The organism is Ureibacillus yapensis, assembly GCF_003515775.1.
GTDB lineage: Bacteria > Bacillota > Bacilli > Bacillales_A > Planococcaceae > Ureibacillus > Ureibacillus yapensis.
Map to the genome: position 1 here is coordinate 16,950 of NZ_QWEI01000002.1, position 26,060 is coordinate 43,009.

The 26,060-nt window shown below is 37.3% G+C and carries 27 protein-coding genes, 2 pseudogenes and 1 riboswitch; of the genes and pseudogenes, 7 read left to right on the forward strand and 22 right to left on the reverse strand.

The window, feature by feature from the left end; all coding sequences use genetic code 11:
- Positions 1-650 precede the first annotated feature (650 nt).
- From D1B33_RS04810 to D1B33_RS04835, 5 genes are all read right to left on the reverse strand, one after another.
- The gene (locus tag D1B33_RS04810; protein WP_158582915.1) at positions 651-1,094 is read right to left on the reverse strand and encodes an HIRAN domain-containing protein; all 444 of its coding nucleotides are present in this window, start codon (positions 1,092-1,094) and stop codon (positions 651-653) included.
- Between the two features lie 23 nt (positions 1,095-1,117).
- Positions 1,118-1,675, reverse strand: a complete 558-nt coding sequence (locus D1B33_RS04815) for a recombinase family protein (protein WP_325049430.1) — start codon at positions 1,673-1,675, stop codon at positions 1,118-1,120.
- Between the two features lie 315 nt (positions 1,676-1,990).
- Positions 1,991-2,686 (reverse strand): putative periplasmic lipoprotein, encoded by a 696-nt coding sequence (locus tag D1B33_RS04825; RefSeq protein WP_118875250.1) that lies wholly within the window; start codon positions 2,684-2,686, stop codon positions 1,991-1,993.
- A 2-nt stretch (positions 2,687-2,688) separates the two neighbouring features.
- Positions 2,689-3,246, reverse strand: a complete 558-nt coding sequence (locus tag D1B33_RS04830) for a hypothetical protein (RefSeq protein ID WP_147370379.1) — start codon at positions 3,244-3,246, stop codon at positions 2,689-2,691.
- Between the two features lie 198 nt (positions 3,247-3,444).
- Entirely contained in the window at positions 3,445-3,798 is a 354-nt protein-coding gene (locus tag D1B33_RS04835; RefSeq protein WP_118875252.1) for a hypothetical protein, read from the reverse strand.
- 144 nt (positions 3,799-3,942) lie between these two features.
- On the opposite strand from D1B33_RS04835, the gene D1B33_RS04840 reads away from it, so the two are divergent.
- The gene (locus tag D1B33_RS04840) at positions 3,943-4,521 is read left to right on the forward strand and encodes a hypothetical protein (protein WP_118875253.1); all 579 of its coding nucleotides are present in this window, start codon (positions 3,943-3,945) and stop codon (positions 4,519-4,521) included.
- Positions 4,522-4,602: 81 nt separating this feature from the next.
- Here D1B33_RS04840 and D1B33_RS04845 read toward each other — a convergent pair.
- The 3 genes and pseudogenes from D1B33_RS04845 to D1B33_RS04855 all read right to left on the reverse strand — a co-directional run.
- Positions 4,603-4,743 (reverse strand): annotated as a pseudogene (locus D1B33_RS04845) (arsenate reductase); the annotation flags it as partial.
- Positions 4,744-4,890: 147 nt separating this feature from the next.
- On the reverse strand, positions 4,891-5,139 hold the full coding sequence (locus D1B33_RS04850) for a hypothetical protein (protein ID WP_118875254.1): 249 nt from the start codon (positions 5,137-5,139) through the stop codon (positions 4,891-4,893).
- A gap of 359 nt (positions 5,140-5,498) precedes the next feature.
- On the reverse strand, positions 5,499-6,479 hold the full coding sequence (locus D1B33_RS04855; protein ID WP_118875255.1) for a hypothetical protein: 981 nt from the start codon (positions 6,477-6,479) through the stop codon (positions 5,499-5,501).
- Between the two features lie 302 nt (positions 6,480-6,781).
- Between D1B33_RS04855 and D1B33_RS04860 the strand changes: the two genes are divergently transcribed.
- Positions 6,782-7,552 carry a hypothetical protein gene (locus D1B33_RS04860; protein ID WP_118875256.1) on the forward strand — a complete coding sequence of 257 codons (771 nt, stop codon included), beginning with the start codon at positions 6,782-6,784 and terminating at the stop codon, positions 7,550-7,552.
- Between the two features lie 68 nt (positions 7,553-7,620).
- Here the strand turns inward: D1B33_RS04860 and D1B33_RS04865 are convergent, their stop codons facing one another.
- Both D1B33_RS04865 and D1B33_RS04870 read right to left on the reverse strand, forming a co-directional pair.
- On the reverse strand, positions 7,621-8,169 hold the full coding sequence (locus D1B33_RS04865; protein ID WP_118875257.1) for a TraB/GumN family protein: 549 nt from the start codon (positions 8,167-8,169) through the stop codon (positions 7,621-7,623).
- A 154-nt stretch (positions 8,170-8,323) separates the two neighbouring features.
- The gene (locus D1B33_RS04870) at positions 8,324-8,611 is read right to left on the reverse strand and encodes a hypothetical protein (protein WP_118875258.1); all 288 of its coding nucleotides are present in this window, start codon (positions 8,609-8,611) and stop codon (positions 8,324-8,326) included.
- Between the two features lie 183 nt (positions 8,612-8,794).
- Between D1B33_RS04870 and D1B33_RS04875 the strand changes: the two genes are divergently transcribed.
- Together D1B33_RS04875 and D1B33_RS04880 are read left to right on the forward strand one after the other, a co-directional pair.
- A complete protein-coding gene (locus tag D1B33_RS04875; RefSeq protein WP_158582916.1) occupies positions 8,795-10,372 on the forward strand; it encodes a recombinase family protein in 1,578 nt (525 codons plus the stop codon).
- A gap of 18 nt (positions 10,373-10,390) precedes the next feature.
- A pseudogene (locus D1B33_RS04880) lies at positions 10,391-10,618 on the forward strand (hypothetical protein); the annotation flags it as partial.
- A 153-nt stretch (positions 10,619-10,771) separates the two neighbouring features.
- Here D1B33_RS04880 and D1B33_RS04885 read toward each other — a convergent pair.
- The 9 genes from D1B33_RS04885 to D1B33_RS04925 all read right to left on the reverse strand — a co-directional run bounded on the left by D1B33_RS04885 (position 10,772) and on the right by D1B33_RS04925 (position 22,065).
- Complete coding sequence (locus tag D1B33_RS04885) at positions 10,772-12,049, reverse strand: MFS transporter (protein WP_233549391.1); 1,278 nt, start codon at positions 12,047-12,049, stop codon at positions 10,772-10,774.
- Positions 12,042-12,689 carry a 3-oxoacid CoA-transferase subunit B gene (locus D1B33_RS04890; RefSeq protein WP_118875260.1) on the reverse strand — a complete coding sequence of 216 codons (648 nt, stop codon included), beginning with the start codon at positions 12,687-12,689 and terminating at the stop codon, positions 12,042-12,044. The genes D1B33_RS04885 and D1B33_RS04890 overlap by 8 nt, the downstream gene beginning before the upstream one ends.
- Positions 12,664-13,365: a CoA transferase subunit A gene (locus D1B33_RS04895; RefSeq protein WP_118875261.1), complete on the reverse strand. Its 702-nt coding sequence runs from the start codon at positions 13,363-13,365 to the stop codon at positions 12,664-12,666. Before D1B33_RS04895 ends, D1B33_RS04890 begins: the two co-directional genes overlap by 26 nt.
- Positions 13,366-13,455: 90 nt before the next feature.
- Entirely contained in the window at positions 13,456-14,217 is a 762-nt protein-coding gene (locus D1B33_RS04900; protein WP_233549392.1) for a 3-hydroxybutyrate dehydrogenase, read from the reverse strand.
- Between the two features lie 154 nt (positions 14,218-14,371).
- Positions 14,372-15,229 (reverse strand): MBL fold metallo-hydrolase, encoded by an 858-nt coding sequence (locus tag D1B33_RS04905; RefSeq protein ID WP_118875263.1) that lies wholly within the window; start codon positions 15,227-15,229, stop codon positions 14,372-14,374.
- A 268-nt stretch (positions 15,230-15,497) separates the two neighbouring features.
- On the reverse strand, positions 15,498-16,436 hold the full coding sequence (gene metA, locus D1B33_RS04910) for a homoserine O-acetyltransferase MetA (protein ID WP_118875264.1): 939 nt from the start codon (positions 16,434-16,436) through the stop codon (positions 15,498-15,500).
- An 88-nt stretch (positions 16,437-16,524) separates the two neighbouring features.
- Positions 16,525-16,638: riboswitch (SAM riboswitch) on the reverse strand.
- Positions 16,639-16,694: 56 nt separating this feature from the next.
- The gene (locus tag D1B33_RS04915) at positions 16,695-17,474 is read right to left on the reverse strand and encodes a nucleoside-diphosphate sugar epimerase (protein ID WP_118875265.1); all 780 of its coding nucleotides are present in this window, start codon (positions 17,472-17,474) and stop codon (positions 16,695-16,697) included.
- A gap of 167 nt (positions 17,475-17,641) precedes the next feature.
- A complete protein-coding gene (locus D1B33_RS04920) occupies positions 17,642-21,427 on the reverse strand; it encodes a DEAD/DEAH box helicase (protein WP_118875266.1) in 3,786 nt (1,261 codons plus the stop codon).
- Between the two features lie 212 nt (positions 21,428-21,639).
- Positions 21,640-22,065, reverse strand: a complete 426-nt coding sequence (locus D1B33_RS04925; RefSeq protein WP_118875267.1) for an acyl-CoA thioesterase — start codon at positions 22,063-22,065, stop codon at positions 21,640-21,642.
- A gap of 171 nt (positions 22,066-22,236) precedes the next feature.
- On the opposite strand from D1B33_RS04925, the gene D1B33_RS04930 reads away from it, so the two are divergent.
- Positions 22,237-22,617 carry a nucleotide excision repair endonuclease gene (locus D1B33_RS04930; protein ID WP_118875268.1) on the forward strand — a complete coding sequence of 127 codons (381 nt, stop codon included), beginning with the start codon at positions 22,237-22,239 and terminating at the stop codon, positions 22,615-22,617.
- Positions 22,618-22,686: 69 nt separating this feature from the next.
- On the opposite strand, the gene D1B33_RS04935 is transcribed toward D1B33_RS04930, so the two are convergent.
- The 3 genes from D1B33_RS04935 to D1B33_RS04945 form a co-directional block, all read right to left on the reverse strand.
- On the reverse strand, positions 22,687-23,268 hold the full coding sequence (locus D1B33_RS04935) for a hypothetical protein (protein WP_118875269.1): 582 nt from the start codon (positions 23,266-23,268) through the stop codon (positions 22,687-22,689).
- A 75-nt stretch (positions 23,269-23,343) separates the two neighbouring features.
- Positions 23,344-24,783 (reverse strand): sodium/pantothenate symporter, encoded by a 1,440-nt coding sequence (panF, locus tag D1B33_RS04940; protein ID WP_199677376.1) that lies wholly within the window; start codon positions 24,781-24,783, stop codon positions 23,344-23,346.
- Entirely contained in the window at positions 24,783-25,046 is a 264-nt protein-coding gene (locus D1B33_RS04945; protein ID WP_118875271.1) for a YhdT family protein, read from the reverse strand. Before D1B33_RS04945 ends, panF begins: the two co-directional genes overlap by 1 nt.
- Before the next feature lie 247 nt (positions 25,047-25,293).
- Between D1B33_RS04945 and D1B33_RS04950 the strand changes: the two genes are divergently transcribed.
- Both D1B33_RS04950 and D1B33_RS04955 read left to right on the forward strand, forming a co-directional pair.
- Complete coding sequence (locus D1B33_RS04950; protein WP_118875272.1) at positions 25,294-25,764, forward strand: hypothetical protein; 471 nt, start codon at positions 25,294-25,296, stop codon at positions 25,762-25,764.
- A complete protein-coding gene (locus tag D1B33_RS04955; RefSeq protein ID WP_407656715.1) occupies positions 25,761-26,045 on the forward strand; it encodes a DUF2653 family protein in 285 nt (94 codons plus the stop codon). The genes D1B33_RS04950 and D1B33_RS04955 overlap by 4 nt, the downstream gene beginning before the upstream one ends.
- The last annotated feature ends 15 nt before the right edge of the window (positions 26,046-26,060 follow it).

Here is a 26,060-nt window from a genome sequence, read left to right on the forward strand (position 1 = left end):
TCACTGTATAGAGTTCAATTTTGATCCCATTGCCTGAATTTCTATGTACGGTTGTCCGAAATCTATGTAGTTTGTCAGTGTTCTTTTGACAAATAATTTCATTTCGCCGCTTAACATGTACTGCAGGACATCTGGATACGTCTGTATGGGACCATTGGGAAAAACTTTCTTTACAATGTAATCAGTCGAAATGTTACGCAGCTTCCTTCTGTATTCCATTTCTTTTTCTATGTATAAACGAGGCAATAGGATTTTTCTTAACCTGTTTTGATGAGTAAACATCCTTAGCATATTCTCAATGCAAACGAGTTCTTTTTGCATCAAACATTAACAGAGCCTTGTCTTTAAAACTTGGAAATGCAATGCCCCTGACATTGTCAATACCCTCCTCAATCACTGTTTTTATAAAATGTTTACGTGCAGATTTGAAACTATCTGGAGAAGTTATACTACTAAGTCTAATCGTAAGCTTCTATTTTCTTTTTAATTTCTGTTGCTTCTTGTTCAATTAGTGCCCTTGCTTGTTTATTATCCAATTACACTCAGCTCCTATATTCATATCTATTCATGAAAATAGGAGCCTTGTATTCTGTCTAACTGGTTTTTACCCTATCGGAGTTTAATAGAAAAATCTATGTTTCTATCAATTTTTATTGAGAGTTAGCATTACCCTTGAATAATTCACGTAATCGGAAAAGTTTATGTTCATAGATTTTCTCTTTTAACTTCACGATCAAACCACGGTAACTTACTTTATAATCGCTGTGCGTGTATGTCTGCGTTGTAAAACAGTAAAATTCAATATGTAATTCATCGCCAGAATCCATAATTTTAGCCAATTTTCCAGCTAAATCAGCTGGAATATAGCCAATTTTTTCTTTCCCATTTTCTAATGTGACATAAATAGCAATCGCATTTTCATCGAATTCATTCTCTTTTTCCCTCTTTAATTCGATTTCTTCTTCCCCTGTCATTTTTTCGATATGTTCCTGCCTATTTTCATAAGAAATTCCTGCGACTTTAATTAAATGGGTTCCATCTTTTAAAAGCATAAAGGATTCTCCGTTGTCACGCTCAAATTCGTCTATACTCATTTTTTCACCTCCATGAATAGTTTTTATCTTTGGATGCATTCGTCCTTTAAGAACTTGTAAAACGTACTTCTCGGAATGTTATAGGTATCCGAAACTTCCCCGACCGTCATCCCTTCCAGATAATCAAGTACCGCTTTTTCGAACGATTTCTTAGAGTATTTTGGTTTTCTACCGAGATGGACCCCGCGTTTACGAGCCGATTCAATGCCAATTCTCTGTTTTTCTTTCAACATATCACGTTCCAGTTGTGCAAATGAAGAAAGAATCGTCAGTACCGCTTGTCCAACTTCCGTATTGACATCAAATCCGATATTCATTATGACCAGTGAGAGTTCTTTTTCCTTCATTTCCTCGATTAATTGAAGCAACTGCAGCGTATTTCTGCCTAGGCGATCAAGTCGTGTAACCACCAATTTATCGCCTTTTTGCATTTTCCCGATCAATTTATTCAGTTCTTTTTCTTCTGCAACGCCTGTAATGACTTCTTCAATCACTTGTTCGCAGCCGTACTCTTTTAGTTGTTCAACCTGTGCTTGAATTTGTTGCGATTTATCTGAAATTCTTGCATACCCGTAGATTATTTTTAATTTCCCCTTTTAGACCGACCTTTCTAGATATCATAAACCCTTATTCAATCTTATTTTGAAAAGTCCTTCTATAAGGCTTACCTTATTAGACACCGAACACTTTTCGAAGGCTGCGGTATTCCAATTTCCAACCCCAGACCCCAAAGAACATTAGGAACGCGAAAAAACCACTCCCGTCCCCCATAACCTTGGGAGTATGAACCTGGGGGTCCCTCATGGTAAAGAAGTTTTCTCGGCATATCCTCTCCTTCTCCACTGAATGTGATCGTCTCCCCAAATAAAAAAACCATCATAAATGATGGTCAACGATCAAAACCCGCCCAATTCACCTTGATTATAAATTTGACTCGCTTCCGCTTCAGGGATGTCATATTTTATAGATGCATAATAGGCTACCAAAGGATCATGTGTCTCTGGATTATAAAACTCCCCATTACGTGTGACACGTTTATATGTGGCTTTCATGAAGGCGTAAACCGCCGCTTTATCTACATCTGCATTATTGTTGGTTGAGTTACTTCCATTTGGATTTCTACTTTTATTTGTCACATAATCAATTTCAGCAGTTAAAACTTCACCATTGAATATTTCTTTATTTTGAGGAGAGAGTAAATCTTCTTGCACCTCTTCATATGTGGACTTCAATATCGAATCATCTAATATCTTCAGATCAAAAGTTCTTTTATTAAAATATGATTCAAAAGCTTTGTTGTACAATTCGATAGAGTCATCTTTTAAATACCCATCCTCAACACACTTATTTATATCTCCAGCTTTAACATAGTCAGCACATTGCACAATTACTTGATGCAAAACTTCTGGATATTGCTCGTTTACATACTTTAATCTTAGTTCTGTTAAAAATTCTTGATATTTTTCTTCTTCAGACGGCTCAGCAACTACTGGTTCTGTTGTTTCGGTCGCAGAAGTCGATGAATCTGCATCATTACTACAAGCTGCTAGCGTCATAACAATCATTACAATAAACATCATCCATTTTTTCATTCTTAATCCCACTCACTTGGAAGACGTTGAATATTTGCATCATCAAAACGCTTGTCTATGACCAGATCGACAACACCAGTGTACTCATTGACTTTATAACCTACGTCTTCAGATAAACCCAATTCAGTCAGAACCTCTTCTTTCGTCACGCCCTCTTTTAGAGTCAATTGAGCATCTACAAGCTGACCATCTATAAACGCAGCAGATGCATCCTCGAAGGTTTCACCCTCCAAGTAAAAATACCAGTCTGCATAAACAATGGTGCCATCTTTCAACTCAAATTTACCGTCTATAAACGGTTCGCTGAATTCAGTATCCAGTTCATAGCGATTGTTAAAATCCTCTAAAGTCAAAGGTTTCAATTCAATCACTTTCGGTTCTACCTGAGTTTCTTCCTCGGTTTCTTCTTTAGATGGATCAGCAACTACTGGTTCTGTTGTTTCTGTTGGTTTAGTTTCAACTGTCGTTTCTTCTGCTTCCGTCGGTTCGGTTTCAACCACTTCTTGATTTGTCGATGAATCTGCATCATTGCTGCAAGCAGCTAGCACCATCGCACTCATTAAAATAAGCATCCATTTTTTCACAAGAGAACCTCCTAGTTACAATATATGGATAATTTTAACCTAAAGTTAGTCTAAATTCACCACTTTCTAAATTAATCACTACACATTAATCATATTGAAGTAAATAAAAAAGCACCCTTAGGTGCTTAAATGTTGGTTTTTAAATGAACGAATTCTATTCAACTTAGGTTAAATTTAAGCTTTGTTTTCTAAAGCAATCGTTATTCTTTTTAAATATTCTATTATTTCATCAAGTTTATGTTCAATAATATTAGCTCCCACTATTTCAGTTTCAAATGTACTCTCATTTTCAGGTATTCCAAACTCTTCACTAAGACCATGTTTTATTGCATTCTCCCATTTTACGCCTTTTTGATAGTGCAATTTTTGTGCAATATCCCATGCTGGTAGAAAATCTTCAGTCAACACCTCGTGGTTATCAATTAAACCAAATTTCCTTGCATATTTTCGGAACAAACGGATATTGCCTACTTTTTCTCCCACTTTGTCGGCAAATTCTTCTGCAGAATATGTTTTTTGAATTTTCATTTTCAATCATCCACCTTTGTTTAACTTTAATTACAGTGTAATTGTATTTCAATTAAAGTTAAATTTCAATTAAAATGTTAATTAAAGTTCAATTGAGGTATAAAATTCGTTGTATTGCATAATATTTATTAGGTGGTGAAAAATGTGGGTGGAAAAAACAGCGGTCGAAGAAAAGGTTCATTAAACAAGAAGGTAAAGGAGGTAAATGGTGTTCCGAGTAAAATTTGTACAGGTCCATTGTGCAATGGGAACCTTGCACCTGTAAGGAATTTTGGCACAAATAAAAGCTATTGTAAGCCTTGTCAAAGAACAAGGGAAGCTCGAATTAGAGAGGCTGACTATGTCGGCTATAAACTAAACACTATTTATTGGCTTACAAACAAGCGAATGGAAAAAGGTAAAGTTTACGAAGTCGATTCGAATTTAAGGAGCCTACTTGAAGAATTGTCAAATAGTCAAAAACACTGTTATTATTCAGGAATCGAATTGACAGAAGTGGTAGGCAATCCAAATTCCTCTTGGTCACCTGATCGGAAAAATTTTAAGAGGGGCTATGTAAAAGACAATATCGTGCTCTGTACCACTCTGATAAATACTTTAAAGGGGAATATGGAGTCCAATTTTGAAAAATTGGTCCAAGTGTATGGGGAAGAAACTGCAGCACGTGCATTTAATAACATTGTTACCACAATATTAGAAAGCAGAAAGGAATCAGTAATTTAAATCGTGCAACGATTTCCAAAATAAAAAAGAATCATCAAAAGATGATTCTTTTTTTAATTATCCTTTAGGCATCGAAGTTCTTTATTTTCCCGTTTCAGAAAATCGTTGAATACGTTCTCCAATTTCATCACGAACACGTTGGAAGAATGCCCACTTTTCTTTTTCCGTCCCTTCAGCTTTTGCAGTGTCTTCAAAGCCCCAGTGATCACGTTTTACGTGTGGAGCTTCCGTTAATGATTTAGGAGGCGAGAGCCTCCAATTCGAGTTAAAAGAAATCTTTCATATAATCTATTTCTATGAAGTGCCGTAATTCCTGCGACACACTTAGTACAGAAGGGGGCATGGGGCTTGCCCCATAAGGGATATCTTTTAAAAAATTTGTTCCAAACGAACGCTTGGATCATTCAAAACTTCATGAATAAATGATTCGCCGTCCTTGATATGGTTAGCTGCTGTTATGTGTGACAATTGAATTGGAATCAATGGATTGTATTCCCACAGTTTTGTGATTTCATTTTGCTTAAGAGAAAATGATGCAAATGTTCCATCTTCAAATTCGATTGCTACTGCTTTCGTTTTTTCTGTAATTTTGTTTACACCAATTTTTTTAACGGTCATTAATTATCCTCCAGTCAAAGTGATATTCTATAATAATATTACATTTGAGCTAGTAATTGGAAGAATTTATTTAAGTATCGATAATTTATTGACCCTTCCGTTTTTTGACTTGTTATTGTATGTCGTAGTTAAATGATCTAAGTTTTTCAAACAGCATATTTCAAGTAATATTTAATTCAAAATGACTAGACGTACAATAACAAGATTAATTTTTCAACCCAGTACTCAAACATATCCAATAACGCCAATAGTTCAATGCAATTTTTCCCCTCTAAAAAAACGGACATTTTCACAAATTGAAATGAACAAAAACGGACATTTTCACAAATTGACAGGGTAATGGAAGGAAAAAAAAGAGCTTAAATTCTCTCTTTTTTCCTTCCTCTATTTCTTCGATTTTCAATACTGCTTTTTTTTCTTGATTTAACAACGGCAAAATCTTTTCTCATGAAATCATCATAAATACTAGGACGTCTCATTACATAATCTGGATGCACTTTGTAAATAACATCTTTTCCTGAACCAATTGGAAGAACAACACCGTAATCGTATAAATGATTCATATAAGAACAAATGGTAGCTTCATCATGACCTAAAAGATCAGCAAGTTCTTTTCCGTTCAATGCTTCTATTTCTTCAGCATTCTCATAATCAGGATAGCGGCAAATGTAATTTGTCTCATAATGAACATATGGGAGGATTTTGTATAATAACCCTAATTCGATTGTGCTTTTACCTTCGGCTAATAATTTCTCATGTAATTGTTCAATTCGAACTTTATAAAGCTTTGCCCAACTCTTCTTTTTGGAATCTTGTTCTCCCATTTGATGAAATTCTTTCTTGATCGTAACTTTCGCTATACGATTCGTATCTGAAATTTCCAAATCCAGGAATGTACCGTTGAATTCTTCAAGAATCCTTCTAGCTTGTTTTGCTGAAACGTCTAGCACTTTTGCGACATCTGAAATCTTTGCAGGTTTGTTTTTACTGACCCATAACACATTTTCACTTTTCATTTCTAACATTGTCAGCAATAAGAGTAAATGTTTTGCTTTTGCCATTGTTAACTCCACCTCTTTTAATTTTTTAAAATAGCAAACAACCCATCGACTGCTATCATCTGAATTTTGCTTTTTATTTGCATTCTTCTCTTCCAAAAATTTTCTAGATTTTTCTGCTGCAACCAATGATTCCAGATAAGCTTTTACTTCTTTTGTATTCTTCCCGTTTATAAGCTGCTGATTTAACTCTTCTAAAATACTTTCAGTTCCTTTACCTTCATGAAGTAAATCAGCAATTGCATCAAATAATTGATCTTTCTTATCATTCAATTTCTTCACTTTTTTAACCCCCTGTGTATTGAAATTAGGAGGAATTTCGATTAACATTATAAATAGTTATGATAAGCAAATTAATCAAAATTCCGCACCATAATAATTAATTGGAATGCGGAAAAGTCCTTTAAAACCGATGTGCAGACATCGGTTTTTTCTTTTTCCGTAACCACATTATAGAAAAATGAATCATACAAACTCAATGACCTAGGAAACAAAATTTCTCAAAAAAGTCCAATGGGTAATTTTACCTCCCCTTCATTTATGTTATTTTTAAAGGTATTAATAATAGAATGGAGGGTTGCTTGATGCACCTATATGTCGAAAACGAACGAATCTACTTTCATGATAAAGAGCAGAACATTCTTGGATATACAGATTTTAAAGAAAAATTGTGGGCAGACGTCCAATCAGTTAATTGGAAGATCAGCTGGGGTAAGACGAGGAAAAATGGTAAACGAAAAGGTTATATAGGCACCTCTTCAAGTAAGTTTGGTAAATACAAAAAACTACATCAATTAGTGATGCTTCATTGGTATGGTAAAGAGGCAATAGAAGAAGCCTACGAGAAAGACTTCATTGTTGAGCATATGGATAATGATTCTTTCAACTGTTGTATCGATAATTTAAGCTTTGCCCCAGATAATGTGAACAAAGCAAAGGGACTGACTTATGATATTGAACGTATTGAAGCGATTCCAATTGTTGCTGTTAATATGTACAAAGACTTTGATACCCAAAAATTTCAAATTACGGTTGGTTTTAATAGCCCAGTTGTCCAAAAAACTGAAAATGGATTTGAATACGTCAATGCTTTAAAATTAGTGTATGAAAACGACTTCAGACGCACACTTTTAGATGCACAAGAAATCCTGTACGAAATGGTTAACAATGGCTTGTTAGATACTTCTAAACTTCATCATCTTAATTATAAAGTCGAGAAGGCAATATTAACTGTATTACAAGAAGGCGAAGAAAATGCTAGCATGATACAAAGAAACGGTGAATGGCTGCTTGTCTTTAACGACCAGACTCGGATAATAAAAGTTGCTCCTGATAAAGATCTTTATCAAAAGTAAAACTTTACTTAGTTCCATTGAATATAATGGAACTTTTTTGATTGTTATCGATTAAAAAAGCCGAGTAATCATACTCGGCTTAATCCCTTAGCGTTGAATTCATTGGCTTTTTTATAATAACGATTCAGCACAATTTCCTCCGCTTCCTTAAATCCATAGCCCAAGGCTGCCACTTGTTTTACCTTTTTTTCTTTCTCTCTTAACAGTTTTTTCATTTCGTCCCCTGGCTTTGTTCCAAGCTTTTCTGCATTTTGTTTCGAAAGGTCCTGCAAAAACCACTGGACAATATCCATTTTTAAGATTTTTTCTTCCAAAGGCGTTAACTGATCAGAATCTTTATCAATCTCGATATCCTTTAGGCTTGTGACATCATCTCTCCATCTTCCGAGTGATTCATATTGAAACTTTGATCGGGATTTGGATTTCACCTTTTTACGAGCTTCCTTGAATTCATCATTGTTCCAGATCTCTGGTTCATTGTCTCGAATGTCAATTACCTGTTCTTCGGTTAACCCTAGTAATTTACCCAGTGAGGCATGATACTCTGGATAAAGGTACGTTTTTCGATACAGATAAAATGCGTTCTCCCTGATTTTTTTGATGCAATAACTGGACATATTATCTCCTCCCCTACTTCTTACATTATTATTTTAATTAAAGAAACATACGTTCGGTAAAAAAACCCAATTTTTTTGTATTGTTATGGTGTTATTTCCATAACAATACGTATAAAGGAGGACGAGTAAGGAGAAAAGAAAGCAAAGGACCAAATTATTGATCCTTTGTTGCCAGTAAAGTTCGTAATCTATTTTTCTTTTGTTCTGGATAATTCTTATAGACCCACTCGTACCCTTTTTCCGACATTTCTTTTAATATCCATTCCTCACTATGTCCATAACAATATTTATTACTCCTGACATAATATAGTTTTACACCAATTAGATAAACATCACTTTTTCGATATACACAAATAAATTGAGGTTCATATCCTGTTTCTTCTTCCACAAGATAGCTTAGACCTTCTCCTATATCTGTTCTGAAATATAATTCTTGTTCCATGTCATCACCTCCAAAGTTTTATAGGAACATACGTTCTATACCACTTTTTTATATATTAATCCGTAACTCCCTCATGTCAAGTGTATTTTTGTAAAAAATGGTATTTATTTGTGTTGTCTATTTACTAGTAAACTAATACACTTTTAATTGATACAACTATTGATTGAAGGTGAAAGTATGCATATGCCAAGAAAAGTGAAAATGGCAGCTCTTTATTTAAGACGATCACGCCAAGACATAAAATTTGAAAAGCTAACTGGTGAAGACACATTAAAAGCTCAACGTGTATTAATGGGAAATTTTCTTTCGACACAAGATTTCCCCTGCCATCCGTTACCCTTTGAAGAAATCATCAGTGCTTCGAGCATTGAAAAAAGAGAGCAATTTAAAAAGATTTTAAAAGGTATTGAAGATGGAACCTTTGATGCTATCGTTTGCAAAGATGTTTCGAGACTATCTAGAGGTTTAAAAGATTCAGGATACATTCATGATTTATTTAAAGATTATGAAACGATAATTATTACACCAGGGAAAATATATGACTGTTCAAATGATGAAGATCTGAAAATGCTACGTATGGAACTCTTTTTATTTCAAGAAGAATGGCAAATTATCAGAAAGCGAATGGTTGGTGGACGAAGACTAGCAGCAGAGCGAGGGTTCTATATCGGTGGACCTGTTCCCTTTGGTTTTCAGGTTGATGATAAAACGAGAAAACTTGTTCCACATGAAGAGGAATCAAAAACCGTAAAAGACATTTATAATCTGTATGTAAATGAGGGTTGGGGGCTTGAAAGGATTGCTAATTATTTAAATCATAACGGGACTCCCTCTCCAAAAGGCAAAAAGTGGCTTAAACACCAAATCCGAAGAGTTCTTTCCCAAGAGAAAAATATCGGAATCCAAGTTTTTGGCAGAACAAAATTAAAAGGAAAAGCTATTAAACCCCAGCCAGAAGAAACATGGATACAAGTAGAAGAAAAAGATTCTGCCATACTAATAAGTGAAGAGGAAATTGAACTTTTTAAAAAAGCACAGGAGCTTTTGGCAGATAATCGAGTTAACTATGATACTCAAACACATAAAAGAGTTTACGCTTTAAGCAAACTGATTACCTGTGGAGTATGCGGAAAAAACATGATGCGAAAAAATGTTCAAGCTCAACATATATTATTAGATGGGACAAAAAAGAAATATATAACTTATCATATGTTTTGTCCAGATTGTAAGGGCGGGATTAAGTATGACCGTATTGAGGAAAGATTATTGGAAATTCTGAATGAATACGTGCAAATTGATGCTGAAAAATTAGAGGAAAAATTGCTCACTGAACTTAGTCCTCAGGAAAACAAGATTGATGCTGAAACTGAAATAGCTTCCTATAAGAAACGAATTGAAAAGCTTAAAGATAAACGTAATCGAAACTATAATGCTTACTTAGATGGAGCTGCAGAAGAGGAAGATTATAATCGGACACGAAATGAGATAAATATAGAAATTCAAGATTTAGGCGAACGAATTGAAATTATCAAGAAAACCATGTCATCAAACGAGGAAGAAGAACAAGCAAAAGTTAATGTCGAGAAATTTCTGGTAAATGCAACCGAAGCGTTAAGGATATATGAGTCGCTTGCTGATCCATTTAAAAATGAACTTCTTCATAAAATTTTTGATGAAGTAAAGTTATTCATTACAAAGAAAACACGCGGCAAAGAGTCGGAATTTCATTTAGAAGTGAAAATCAATTCAACCATACTTTAAAACCAATAGTCGTTGTATTCAAACGCTCAACTATTTGGAACAGCAATTGGTGATGGAACGGCTACTTTAACGGCGCTCGGCCAAATTGCTGCAATTTGGGTTGGCGGCGGCACATTGGTTCCTTGGGCATTGATTCCAGCGGCTGCAATCTGCAATGTCAGTCCATTTGAATTGGCCCGCAGAAATTTAATTCCCGTTGTCATTGGATTAGTTGTGACAACGATTGTTGCCATGTTCTTGATTTAAATAGCAAAGGTTGTTAAGTTTGGCTTAGCTAAATATAGTTGATGAAAAAAGACAATAACAAACCCTCCTGGTCAAGAAAAATTGTCTGAATAACCAATTTGAATAAAAAAATTCTGGAGCTGTTCCTCAAGTGCTCCAGAATCTCTTTTCTCACTACTGACTTGTTATAGGAGTTTTGCGTTTCATAGAAAATAAAATTAATATTCCTACAGCGACAATACCCGCCAATAGGAACATTCCCGATGTTAGCGTAAACATTCCCAATATAGTAGGTCCGATAAAACCGCCCAGCGCAGCAAATGAATTGACTAAGGCGATACCAACAGGAGCTGTCGATTCTGTAAAGAAAAATGTAAGATAAGCAAAGAAACAACCAGCAAAACCATATAGACCAAAAGAGGCGATGGATAAAACGAATACCATCGGTGCAACAGATGTTACAACAGCACATCCAATAAATCCTATCATTGCGATGAACAGGCAAACCAGTAAGTGATTTTTATGCGTTCCTGTACGATCCGCATTCCAACCAACAAATAGTGCAGCTGGAATTGCGATAATGTTAGGAATCATTGCCAACCAGCCTATCTCTAGATTGGTAGTAGTCGCTTCAGATAATGATTTAATAATGGTAGGTACCCAAAAGGATAATCCATAAATTCCTGTATAGGCCGCGAAATAAAATGCTGAGAGTTTCCAAACTGTAAAGTCTTTTAGCATTTCTCGTTTGGTCGGTTTATTTAGTTTGCTGCTTTTAATTCTCTCCGCTTCCAGTTCTTGCTCAAGCCAGTTCTTTTCCTCATCCGTAAGCCATTTTGCGTCACGAGGTTTATTAGTTAAATAAAACAGCACGACTACTCCCAGTATTAATGCAGGAATCCCCTCTAAAATAAACATCCAGCGCCAGCCTGACAAATTTGCCCATGCAATATTATCGATAATCCAAGTTGAAACGGGAGCTCCGATTAAACCTCCAATTGGCAGAGCCAATAATAAAACTGCGGTCGCTTTTGCACGTTCATTTTCCTTGAACCAATAAGTTAAATACAAGATAATCCCTGGAAAGAAGCCTGCTTCGGCAATACCCAATAAGAACCTAAGAATATATAAATGCGTCGCACTTTGAACAAAGCCTGTTAAAATAACCACGATTCCCCATGAAATCATAATTCGGGCAATCCAAATTCTTGCTCCAACTTTATGCATGATCATATTGCTGGGTACTTCAAAGAAAAAATAACCAATAAAGAATATTCCTGATAGCAATCCAAAAACTTCAGCTGTTAATGCTAACTCAGCATTCATCTCGAGTGCTGCATATCCCATATTTACCCGATCAAGATAGGCTACGATGTATAAAATTAAAATAAATGGCAAAATGCGAATCATTCTTTTACGTGTGACTGATTCTATGATCATCTGATTACCCAACCAGTTCCCTCCATTTTAAAGGAATGCCAATCTTATCACTTAATTCTTCTATAGACATGTCTACCAAAATTTCATTCACAACCATTTCTTCCTTATTAAAAGAAAACACGGCAAACTCTGTTATTAGCAAATCGATGAAACGAATACCACTAATAGGATAAGTTAATTCTTTAACTATTTTCGATGAACCATCCTTTGCAAATAGTGTTGCAGCGCCAATCACTTTTTTAGCTCCTGCTACTAAATCCATTGCACCTCCTACACCTAGAATCGGTTGATAGGGAACCGCCCAGTTGGCAATTCTACCACGAGTATCCACTTGTAAAATCCCCAGTACGGCTACATCAACATGTCCACCCCGAATCATTGCAAAAGAGTCGGCACTGCTAAACAAAGCTGCACCATTCGCAAGGGTCACAGGCTCTTTACCGGCATTAATCAAATCTATATCAAATTCATCTTGTGACGGAGGTGGACCGATACCCAAAAGGCCATTCTCAGATTGTAAATATACTTCCTTCCCTTCAATAAAAGCGTTTACTAATGATGGAATGCCAATCCCCAAATTGACGACTTGACCATCTTCTAGCTCATCAGCAATGCGTGGGGCTATTTTAAATCGAACATCTTTGTTTGACATATTGGCCTCCCTCCTTCTGATATGCTGTTTGGATGATATAATCGACATATACATGGGGAGTCACGACATGCTCCGGATCAATTTCGCCTACTTCCACAATTTCATCTACTTCGGCAATAACGACATCTGCTGCTGTTGCCATCATGGGATTAAAATTACGAGCAGTGGTATGATAAATTAAATTTCCCAATTGATCGGCCTTTTTAGCACGAATTATTGCAACATCACCTTTAATGGCTTTCTCGAAAATATAACGTTCTCCATCAATCACTCTTTCTTCTTTACCATTTGCCAATTCTGTTCCCACAGCTGTTTTCGTGTAAAACCCACCAATTCCTGCTCCACCGCACCGAATTGCTTCCGCTAATGTCCCTTGAGGCAGTAAGTCGATTTGCAACTCTCCTTTTGTCCAAGCCAAAACTGCTTCTCGGTTCATCGTAAAAAATGAACCAATCGCTTTTTTTATCTGTCCACGAATAAATAATTGATGTAACCCTATCCCGTTATCACCTAAGTTATTGCTAACAATCTTTAAATTTTTTACATTCGAAGCAGCGATTACATCAATGATTGTTAAAGGTGTTCCGGATATACCGAATCCGCCCGCTAGTATTTTCTGTCCGTCTTTGAACAGTGGCATTAAGGTACTCGGATCTTTAACAAATTTCTGTTTCATTATAAAACCACCTTTTTCGAAGAAATTAAAACTTTTCCACTTTTTTCAAATCCCTTTATTTAGTAGAACAGAATTTCCATAGACCCTTTTTTAAATTCCACCTGCAACTTTGATATGTTCCATTGTGATTGCCGATGCCTCATCTGATGCCAGGAAAAAAACTGTATCAGCGATTTCGGTTGCCTCAATAAAACGGTTCATTGCCTGTTTGGGGTAGGCAATTCTAGGTAACGCTTCTTGTTCTGTCAAACCTTCACTTTCATATAAATCTTCTAATTGTTTAACAAGTAACGGTGTCTTTACTGGGCCAGGCAATACTGAATTAACAGTTATCCCGAACGGGGCACCCTCGATAGCCGTAACACTCGTCACTCCAATTACACCATGCTTTGCTGCAACATAGGCTACCTTTTCAGGAGAGGCCATTTTTCCGTGAACGGAGGAAATATTAATAATCCGACCAAATTTTTGTGACTTCATTTGAGGAAATGCATGCTTGGTCATTAAAAAGACGCCAGTTAACATAACATCAATTAACAGCTGCCATTTTTCTAAAGGAAAGTCCTCTACTTTGGCACGATATTGGATTCCAGCATTATTTACAAGAACGTCAATTCGTTGAAATTCTTCTATGATTCCTTGTATTGTTTGACTAACCGATTTTTCGCAGGTTACATCACACACATATCCTTTTGCATTTTTTCCAAGTTCTTCTACAGCGATGTTCAACTTTTCTTGACTAATATCAAGTAAACAAACGATATCTTCGTTTTTTATGAATTTCTTGGTCATTGCAGACCCAAGTCCCCCAACTGCTCCGGTAATAATGACTACTCTTTGTTTGACCATCATAATCCTCCCTTCTAGTCTTGAAACATTAACAAGTCTATTTAATATAAAGCTTTAAACTATAATATTAATCTGGTAATGATTATATTCTTTACTATGTATAATGAAAACTTAAACACAAAAAAGGGTGTTGCGAACAACACCCGAGTGAAACTATTTAGTTTTCATGACCGTCAACATATTTACCATGGTCCGGAATGGCTATTTTATCAAATTCACGGACAAGCATTTGCAAGTTTTCCGCCAATTCTTCTCCCGTCATAGGCAAGCCATGTCCGGTAATCGCTGCTGATGGCTTCAAGGCTTCTAATTTTTTTACCGATTCATATGCGGCCTTCCAATCTGTTGTTAAATAGCGTGGTGGTCCGCTGATTTCTTTCTCCTGAGTTATCACTTTATACAGAGATTCTTGTTTTACCGTTACAAATGCATCCCCGGCAATCAATGCACGGTCGCTGTCCCTGAATAAAGAAACGTGTCCCGGTGTATGCCCTGGAGTATGAATCCAGCGGAAACCTGGCATATATGGAACGCTTCCATCAGAAGGCAACAATTGGACATGTCTTCCCAAGTTGATGGGCTCATTCGGGAACATGGGAGAAATTTTCGCGATCATGCCGCCTTCTACCGTTGAATCGGGTTTTGGATAGCTTCGCATGCCTGTTAAAAATGGCATCTCCAGTGAATGTGCATAAACAGGCACGTCCCAATGTTTGATTAATTCTATAATCGCTCCAACATGGTCGAAATGGCCATGTGTTAAAATAATCGCTTTCGGTCGGCTGTTTGCTCCGAATCGGCTTTCGGTTACCGAAATAATTTCATCGGCAGAATTCGGCATGCCCGCATCCACCAAGACAAAATCATTTGTATGCGGTTCTCCTACTAGCGCAATATTTACAATTTGAACAGTATGCTGGTATAAATCAGGCAATACTTCGATCCCTACCCCACTTCCTACCGAGGTTGCCGGTATATACTTATAATCACTACCATAGTTCATCTCTTTATCCATACCTGTCCCCTTCTTTCTTCTGTAAAATATGTCTTTTGTAGTATTCCACCAGTGAACTTATATAAACATCAGAAAAAACCAATCTCACTACGATTCTTCCAAAAACTTTCGTTGCCTGAATGTCGACAAAATGCGGCAATCTTCGACCATTATTCTAGTATGCTCAAAGAACAAAACATATCTTGATCTATCCCGCTAACTCCATAAAAAAGGGATGTCAAAAAGCATTAATTGCTTTTCGACATCCTCTAGTTTCAAATTAAGTAGGTTAAATATGAAATTCAATCGTATCTTCAACATAGTGCCATTCGTATGGTGTTTCTTGGTATACGTAATAGTTCAGCCAGTTATAGAATAATAAATGGGAATGCGCGCGCCAAGTGTTTTTTGGCGTTTTGGACGGATCGTTCTCAGGGAAGTAATTGACAGGTATGTCAACCGGCTCTCCTTTAGCTACATCTCTTGAATATTCATCTGCAAGCGTTGTGGCATCGTATTCCAAATGTCCTGTAATCATGATATGTCTTGTATCTTTGGATTGAATGATAAAAGGTCCGGCTTCATCTGAATAGCTTAGCAACCTTAAATCGCTATGATTGCATACATCCTCAATCGATACGGAAGTATGGCGCGAATGAGGCGCTACATATTCATCGCTGAATCCTCGTACCAAATCGACCGTTAAATCCGTAATGACATGAGAATAAATCCCCGAACATTTCTTCGGAAGTTCAAACTTGCCAATTCCAAAATGATGATACAGTGCAGCTTGCGCACCCCAACATATGTACATGCAAGAAGTGACGTTCACCTTGGCCCAATCCATAATGCCAACAATTTCTTCCCAATAGTTCACTTCTTCAAATTCCATGCGTTCCACAGGAGCACCCGTAATAATCATTCCATCAAAACGGCGGTGCTTAATTTCATCAAACGTTTTATAAAAACTATCCAAGTGGGACTTTGACACATTTTTGGAAGAATAAGTAGCTGTATTTAAAAATGTCACATTCGTTTGCAACGGCGTGTTACCCATTAAACGCAATAACTGCAGCTCTGTTTTCTCTTTTTCGGGCATTAAATTTAATACTAAAATGTTCAATGGACGAATTTGTTGCGTCTGGGCGCGATCTTCTTCCATCACGAATATTTTCTCTTCGCGCAGGATTTCCCCTGCAGGCAAATTCTTTGGTATATTAATAGGCATTCTTTTTCCCCCAACTCTTCATTTTTCACGTAACATAAAAACCTCTCATTCCAGCACTGGGAATGAGAGGGTATATGTTATACGCACACTCTTATCTCCCAAGATGCGAAATGCAATCTTGCTGGAATTAGCACCTTTCTAACCTTGTTAGAGGTTGCTGAAGCTTCATCGGGCCATTTCCCTCTGCTTCTCTTGATAAGATTCATGAAATTAAGCTAATACTAACATGCTTGGGAAGTATTTGCAATATTTTTAAGATTATTTTTCATTGGATAATGTTTTTCGCCAAGATGTTTTCTCTTTATTCTGAATGAGCAACTCCATTTTTTCATCCCATCCATCAATCAGTGTATTCCAAATACGGCAAGAATAGTTGTCCTTTTCTTGATTGTAGAGCACAAACTCGATGCACGGTACATCATTCACTTGCATATCCTCCACTCCATCAAGGGAAGTAATCAATAAGTTCTCTTCCGTATCTTCTTCCCCGTCTTGATCATCAAGATTGCGGCTCTTGATTTCCGCGATGATGACATCGTGCTCCAAACTCAATGGCTCGTCTTGCGATGCGTAGCGAAACATCTTCTCAGGAAAGTCTTCATAGTCCAGTACTTCTTCTATATCGCCTTTTAAAAAAGACTCATGCGTTGGGCTATATAAAAGTTCAACTGAGGCCTCATCCTGCTCTTCTTCAAAAACGCCATTGGCAAACTGGCTTTTCCCTTTGTCCGTTAATTCGTACCAACCTGACGTTTTCGAAATTAAGCCCGTTTTTTGCATTTTGCTTAATAAATCATGAACAAACAGCGGTTCTACAAGGAGAATCTCGCTTATTTGCTCTGGGCTTTCAAAATGCGTCTCTTTTAGCGAAAGAAAAAGCATTTTCATTAAAATGTCCATTTTCGTTCGGATCACTGGTTTATATGTGATATTTAATGTATGAACAGGTACACACCATGTATCTGCTTGCAGGATGGAAATATTGCTGTTTTTGGTCAGTTTTTCAGTTAAAGATTTTTGCAATGAATTCAGTTCCATTATTTCCTCCTTTATGAAAAGCGCAAGCGCCCTGGTTAGCCCTGACAAGCGCTGGAAGGACCGAATCGAAAGCATCTTTTCAGCTTTCGAATGAGGGCAGACCGCGACCTCGAGGGGCTGGGCGCTGGAGCTAGACATTATGCAAGATGTAAAAAGCTTTTATCAGGTTAAGAAATCAAGCTTTCACTCTCATTTCGATAGCCGTTTTGCGCCTTTACAGTTGACAGCAAGTGTTGATACATTTTTTTGGTTTCCTCTTTTTTCGGGCGCTGCGTAAACATTTCTGTACTGCCGATCAAGACCAGCAATTCCCGCGCACGAGACAATGCGACATTGAGGCGGCGATAATCTTTGGCAAACCCAATATCCCCATGCTTGTTGTTATTATTCCGCACCATGCTCACCAAAATCACATCCATTTCCATCCCTTGGAATTTATCGACGGAACCTGTACGAATGTGCAAGTGCGGTACATCCAGCTCCTGTTCAATCAGGCGGTTAATCCGTTTTACTTGTTCTGCATAGAAACTGATGACGCCAACCGATTTAAGCTCGTTTTCCTCCATAAGCCCTTGTTCCTTCGCTTTAGCGGTCGCTTCATTTAAATCGAGCAGCATTTTGCGCACTACGTTCAATTCTGCTTCATTAAATAAACTTGCTCCTTCTTTCATGCGCTGTTCAAAGAATTGAGGTTGATTCTGTATATCGATCCATAATAAATGCTGGTCGCGATGGAAGAAAGCAGTGTCGAGTTTATGATCGCGCAGCCTATCGGAATCCGGCAAGCCACATTGCAGCGATTCATTGCCGTTTTGATAAAATGGCGCAATGGTTTGCATAATTTTTTCATGCATTCGATATTGAATCGCCAGCATTTTCTTGTTGGAGGATGGCAAATTTTTATATAACCGTTCAAATAACGATTCTTCCAAGAGTTTTTCAAGCTCCCGTTTTTCTTCGAACGTATCGCTTTCTTTCAGCACAGTTTCCAAGGTTTCTTCAAACGTATCATCACCGATTAACGGCGGCAGCTGGTGATGATCGCCAACCAGGATTACTTTTTTTCCTTTTAGCATCGGCAATAAAAGTTCCGGCGGGGTCGCTTTTGACACTTCGTCAATGATCACAACATCAAAAATCGGATAATGATCCATAAACTCTTTATTCGCCGAGGCCACACAAGTTGTTCCAATAACATTTGCGTGTTTAACATAAAGCTTACGAATTTCATCCAAGTCGTGCTCTGTCGCTTGTTCCAGCAATTCCTTCCATTGAAGCTGCATATTTTTAGCAATGGGCAGCATTTCAATTTTTTTGCGGGTTTTCTCAATCTCCTGCTGTAGATTTGTTATGCTTTCTTTTGTTTTTTCCAGCGCAAGTTCTGGGTTTTGCTTTGTTAGTTGCACCAATCTTTCACTTTCTTTTTCCAATTTGATGCCTTCAGCGTTCATTTCTTTTAATTGAGCAATTGCATCATTCAACAATGCTTCCCCATGACGGAGTTCTTCTTTTACACGCTCTGCTTCTTGCTGCTTTTTCTCCAGCTTCTCCTGAAATTCACCGTGTTTTATTCGGTTTTGCTCGTATTGTTCAATGTCTGATTGCAAAGTATGAAGAACAGTTTGAAGTTCATCTTCTGAAGGAATCAACTCTTTTTCCATAGGATCTAGAGAAATGGAGTTTAGCTTGGTTTCCATTTGATCTTGCAAGCTGAGCAGCTGCTCTTCTTTTAACTTTGCCGATTGTAGCGAAGACTCATCCACGCCCGTTTGTTGCAGCGATTGATCGATGACTTCTTCTTTAATTTTCTTGAAAACAAGCTTGGATTCATCAATAAGCAATCGGAAGCGTTGGGATACCTGCTGAAGATACAGCTTTCTCATGTATAACCCTTGAACAGAGCGGACGCCGTTTTCTTTCGTGATGATTTTTTTGGCAAAAGCTGTGCTAAGTTTCGTTAAAAATTCATTGATTTCCTGCAATGAGTAGGAATGATTAGCTGGCAGTTGTTCGACTTTAACCTGAATTCCAATCGTCCCATTACAATAGTCTATGGCTTTGTCCAGACGACTTGAAAGTTCATTTAAAAATTTCAGGTCTTTTAGTTGTTCATGAATCTTTTCCATATCCGCAAAAAGCTGACTGAGCACATAGCCCCTGCGAATATTTTTTTCTTCTATAAAAGACTCAATTTCATATATTTTTTTAAAAGATTCAATTTGTTGTATGGTTGAATCCATCCCGCTTGTCTGTTCTTCATATTTGCGGCTTTGTTGGCGAGCTTCTTCAAGTTGGGCGCTGATTCGATGCAATTCTTTTTGAACGCTTTTATATTCAAGCATTCTCTGGCTTTTTGCACTATTTTCCCTCGCTTTACGAATCGCTTGATCTATTTCTTCAATTGAACCAAGATCTGCAAGAATGCCCTCAAGCTCTTTCATGCGGGCTGTTATTTTTTCATAAGAGGAGGCAAGCTTTTCAATCCCTTGCTCTATTTTTTCCCGTTCTTTTTTTAATGGGATAATCTTCTTCTTTAGCTGATAGATTTCTTTTTGTATTTCGATTAGTTGCTCCTGGGCAGCTTTTTTCAGTTCAATCTGCTCCAGCAACATGTGTTCTTTGTGCTGTAATTCTTCTATTTCATTCTTACCGTTTTCGATATCTTTTTTTAGAAGCTGTTCCTTCTCATCATGTTCATCAATTTCTTTTAAAATCGCATCATAGGTTTGTTTCTTCCAATACTCTGAAACATTTTCTTCGATAAACTTTTTGCCTTCTTCTTCAATACTTTCCGTCCGTCCATAACGAAGAATGCGAATATCCTTATTGGATAATAGGCGGCCCAGCGCATTATCAACAGCCAAGTTCGATTGGGAAGCAATTAATGTTTTCAAGCCAGCCTTTGCATTTTGGTAGCAAATCTCAGAGATGACGGTTGTTTTCCCGGTTCCTGGAGGGCCTTGAATGACATACAAATCTTCCGCAGAAATGGCACCAGTCACTGCCGCTCGTTGGTATTCATTTAAATTATTATGAAATTCGAGATTGGCCTCGTTTTTTCGCTCGGCAATTTTCGGGTGATCTTCAAATAAGATATTTTCAAGATTCGGGTTTGCTGCTAGCCCTTCTTTTAATCGATCAAACCCTTTTAACAAACGATTCAATTGAGACTTTGTAGAAGCGTTGCTAAATGTAATATATTCGGATGTAAAGTCAAAATCATTAGAACGGGCAAGCTTTGAAACTCTCGCATTTAATTCGATGTCGATGCTTCTGTCTTGGCGATTTACCTTAACAACTTCCCCAATTTCCCTTGGGTAGCCTTTCACATAGGCACTTAACCCTTTTATTTGCTTCCATTCTTTGTCGTTGATGCCATTTAAGCGAAGCGTAACTTTGGAAAAGTCCGCGCTATAGTCAATGGAACTAAAAGTCGCATCAATGTCATCAATTGATGCATTTTTATATAAAACCTTTAAATAACCTTCCCAACTGGAAATTCTTTTATTGACATAATCGAATCGCTCCTGTGCTACAGGCAATTCAGCCAATGCGGAAATAAAGTTGTCTGGATATGTATGTCCGTTGATGCGGGAAGGAACAAAACGAATGCGCATTCTTCGGCGTCGGTTCGTTTCAATCGGGGTACTTTTCCCTCTTGTACGAAAACTTTTTGCGATTAAACCGTTTTTTATATCAAAAGCGCAATCCATGATTACCACGCGTTCCCCAAATTTCTTTGCGAGCTGCGCATTGCGTTTGTTGTCAAAAAAAACGGTTAATGAAAGCGAAGTTTGTTCAATCGACTGCTTTTCAATGGTTACATCAAAGGCGTTTTGCAATTTAAAGAAGGAATGTTCATCTTGAAAGTGTTGTTTAATGGCTTCACGAGCTGTATTGGTTAAGACAATAAAACATTTCAACGTCTCGATTGTTTCCATTTTTTGCACCATGCAAACACTCCTTCCTACGGGTTTCAATTTTTTCTCATAAAGGTCATTATATCAAGATTCCTTACTTCGTGGTAGCTTGACCAAAATAGTTTGAAAGTTCGAATGTGGGGTAAAATTTAGAAAAACACAACTCGACCAAAAATGGCCGAGTCGTTTGTCTTTTCTTATGCCGATTTATATATTTACGCTCTTATCTATAGTAATGGAATGTTTTATTTTCCTGAATGTGCAATTTCGTGGTATTTTGCATCCCACTCAGGGTCAACCTTGCTTAATGGATAAGGACGGAAACTATCTTTTTTTACCAACGTATGTAGTGAAGTGCCCGTGGCTGCAACCGAACCGTCTTCGTGCAAAATCTCGTAGCCATATGTGGTTTTCAATTTTGTGTGGGATTCTACCCAAGTGCGGATAGTAGCAACCTGGCCATAGCGCATGGCTTTTTTATATTGTATGGAGATATCCAAAACTGGAGATAAATAGCCTACTTCTTCCAGACCGGCATAGTTGAATCCAATATCCTTAATCAATTGTGTACGGCCAATTTCCATCCAAATAACATAGTTCGCATGATACACGACACCCATTTGGTCTGTTTCTGCATAGCGTATTTCAATCTGTTTTTCACTGACAAACATCTACATTCACCTCTTTAATAAGTATACAACAGATTTAAACAATGACATAAATAACGCTTTAATTTTTTGTCGATAATAAAGAAGGAAGCTAAACTGCTCTATTTCCTCAATAGCATTTTGTTGGCAATTATGGTAGTATAAATTTCTAATATACAAAGGACGTGAACTGTTTTGATTAAAATTGAATTACCGAAACCTGATGTCGTGATTTATCAGCGCAAACAAGAATTAAAAGAAGGCGAAGTGCCCATTACGCCATTTCATGGATTTATTGATTTTCATAAAATCACACGTGAAAAAGGCGGCTTTTTCCTTTTCTATAATAAAGCAAATGAAGTGCTGTTCGTCGGAAAAGCACGCAAAATCCGCCAGCGCATCAAAAAACACTTTGAGGATAATGTGTCGCCAATGAAAAACCATCGTGATGAAATCTACAAAATTGAAGTGTATGAAGTGGAAGATGCTATGGAACGCGAAATTTACGAAACATATGCAATCAATACTCTGAAAGCTAAATATAATATCGAAAAAGTTTTCTATAAAGAAAGCTAAAGCGTGCTCGAGTTAAATAAGAAAATAAAAAAGCTGATTGGTAGATGAAAATACCAATCAGCTTTTCGTTTAGTTGAATTCCAATAATTTCGCAACTTGTTTAAAGTCGTCCAAGAGAAACTCTTTGTTTTTCATCACATCGTTAAACCAAGGGTCAATCGGCTTTGTAAATTGTTCTTCGGGTTCCTCGTTTTGCTGAAGTGTAGCCACCAGATAATCAATCATTTTTGTTCGTTGCTCATAAAACTTGATGCGTTGATGGAAATCTTTATTTACTTCCACATTGAATAGTTTTCCCAACCGGATAATGCCCGCGTTGACATGTTGCTCAGCATACAAAGAAGATCCCACAATGGCAAGTTTTTGTTTAAAAGTGTATGGCAATTCTTTAAAATATGATTTCATGAATTCTTCTGTTTGTTGGGCAATTAATTGCAGCTGATTTATTTGTGCCTTTGTCAAATTTTTCGTTTCCTCAAAAGCCGGCAAAATGGCATATGCTTCATCCAAAAGCGATTTAACTCTTTCATACCGTGCTTCATCATGGGTTTCACCGATTTTTCTGTAAATGGTTTCGGCAACAAATAAACGCTGCAAATACCCCGTCAATAAAATCATGCCGTTATATTGTGATGGTCCATTGGTTGTCATGCTGAAATGACCCCCTTTTCATTATCCGCTTTGTTTCTACAAAAGCTTTTCATTATATCAAATCCCCGAACATATCTATTGATTCGTCATTCCCCCTACCCTCTGTGTTGCCAAACTCACAATCACGAAGATAATCAATGACGCAAATATAGGAATGGTTACTGTATGCATGCCAAAAATATGCGGAGAGAGGCGATCAATCGCTATATATAAAGCCAGCCCTACAATCATGGAAGAAATAGCGCCATATTTGTTTGCTTTTTTCCAATACAAACCAAACACAACAGACCATAAAAAGGCCGACTCCAACCCACCAAATGCAAAGAGATTTAACCAAATCAAAAATTCCGGCGGTTTTAAGGCGAAGATGATGACAGCTAGTCCAATAACCGTTGTCACCAAAAAGCTCCGATTCTTAATCTGTTTGTCGGATGCGTCCGGATTGATGAAATTAAGATAAATATCTTTTACAACCGTCGAACTAACCATCATTAACAAGGCATTCACAGTGGACATGATGGCTGCCATTGGAGCTGCAAGAACAACCCCTGCAAGAATTGGCGGCAGTACTTTTAAAGTCAAAGTGGGCATTACGGTGTCCGCTACTTCAATGCCCGGAATAACTGGACGTGCCAAGACGCCGATTAAATGCATTCCAAACATTATCGTTCCAATACCGATTGTCCCAATAATAATGGCCTTATGTAAACTCTTTGAATCTTTATAGCTCATCGCTCGCACCGCAATTTGAGGCAATCCAATGACCCCTAATCCAATTAAAATCCAGAATGACGAAACATATAACGGTGTTAATGATCCATCTGAACCAAACGGTGACAACATTTGGGGATTGTCATTATAAAGCGAGGCCATTATTTGATCAATTCCCCCGCCTGCTATGATTGTACCGATAAGCAAAATGACTGTACCGATGATCATGATGGAACCTTGCAGCGCATCCGTTAATGCCACTGCACGGAATCCTCCGATGATTACGTATACTAACACGGTAACAGCAAATATCAACAAGGAAGTTGTATAATTCATTCCCGTCAGCGATTCGATCAATCGCGCACCGCCAACCCATTGAGCCGTCATGGAAGCAAAAAGAAATACAATAATGCTGATAGCAGAAAGTACAATAATAGCATTGCTGTTATATCGCTTTTTTAAAAAATCAATTAACGTAATCGCTTCGTAGCGTCGGGAGATAATCGCGAATTTCTTTCCTAATACCATCAGTACAAAATATCCTGCCGGCAGCTGAGCCATAGCAAGCAAAACCCAGCCCAGTCCAAGATTGTAAGAAACCCCGGGCCCGCCGATAAAACTGGAGGCACTTCCGTATGTAGCCATCATGGTCATGGCCAGCAAGAAACCGCCCATTTCGCGTCCGCCCAAAAAGTATTCCTGCAAAAAAGAATTTGACGTTCGAACTTGTTTATTTGCCCAAAAGCCGATCGCGAAAATAATGATTAAAAACAGGAAAAGAGGGATAATTACTTGCCAATGAATCATTGTTCCTCCTCCTGTTCTTCAAAAGAGACTTCTTTAAAGAACACTTTAATCGTGATCCATATCAAGAAGATCATAAAAACAGTTCCAGCGATACAGCTATAAAAGAACCATTCAGGAAATCCCAGGATATAATTATATTCTGATGGATCGCCGGAACCTAAGCCATAAGCAAATCCAAACCAGATCGCAAAATTAATAATGACGAGTCCAACCCCAATCAATGCTTCCCGGTTGGCAACCTTAAAACGTTGATCCTGCAATTTAACTTCATCCTTTCAATTACTCTCATAAAAGAGGTTTTCCCCTTTTTATCATACTTTGTCGGATATGGAAATGGAAGAGTTTCTAATAACTATGCATATAAGAAAGATTTTCATCGTATATTTATTTATTCTTTTCCCAAATTAAGAGCAAATATTTTTTTCTCGTATCATATTTTGCTATAATTATAAAAGATAAAAATCACACAATAAACTTGTGATTAATTAGGATGGAGGATAAAGTTTAATGAAAAAACTTTCTGCTATTTTTCTTGCCTTCACTTTAGCGTTCTCGAGTGTCGGTACAATTATTCCTTTCATGGATGATGCTGAAACTGCCGAAGCAAAACGGTATAAGTCTGGCAAAAAGAGCTATAACAACAACCCAGGCACAACAAACAACAACATCCAAAAAAATGATAATGGAACAAATTCAACTGTAAACAAATCTACAACAAACAATAACAATAAATCTGCAACGACAAACCCGAACAAAGGCGGTTTCTTTAGCGGCGGGCTAATGAGAGGGTTATTCATAGGCGGACTGGCTGGTTTATTATTCGGCAGTCTATTCGCCGACATGGGATTACTCGGGAACATTTTAGGCTTTGCGATCAACGCAGCGGCAATTATTTTCATCGTGTTTATCTGCATGAAAATTTATCAAATGATCAAACGCAATAAAAACAAAGAGGTAACAGACAATTGGAAACGATGACTTTATCTGAACAAGAGATCGTGAACGCCCTTTGCTATTTTCATGCTAAATTCAAGCATGTTCAACCTTCCGACGTTGAAGTGGAATTAATGTATGATGATTTGGGCGGATTTACCGCAGAAGCCTATGTAAATGGTCAAATGGACTTCTATAATACGGTAAATTTCATCACGGCAATCCGACTATATCTCGATGAACAATTAAATCGAGATTCCCTGTCGGCAAGAATTGTCCTAGACCTGCATGATGATGAAGGAATCATTGCGAATATAGAATGGTAAAATTCCCAATCTAAA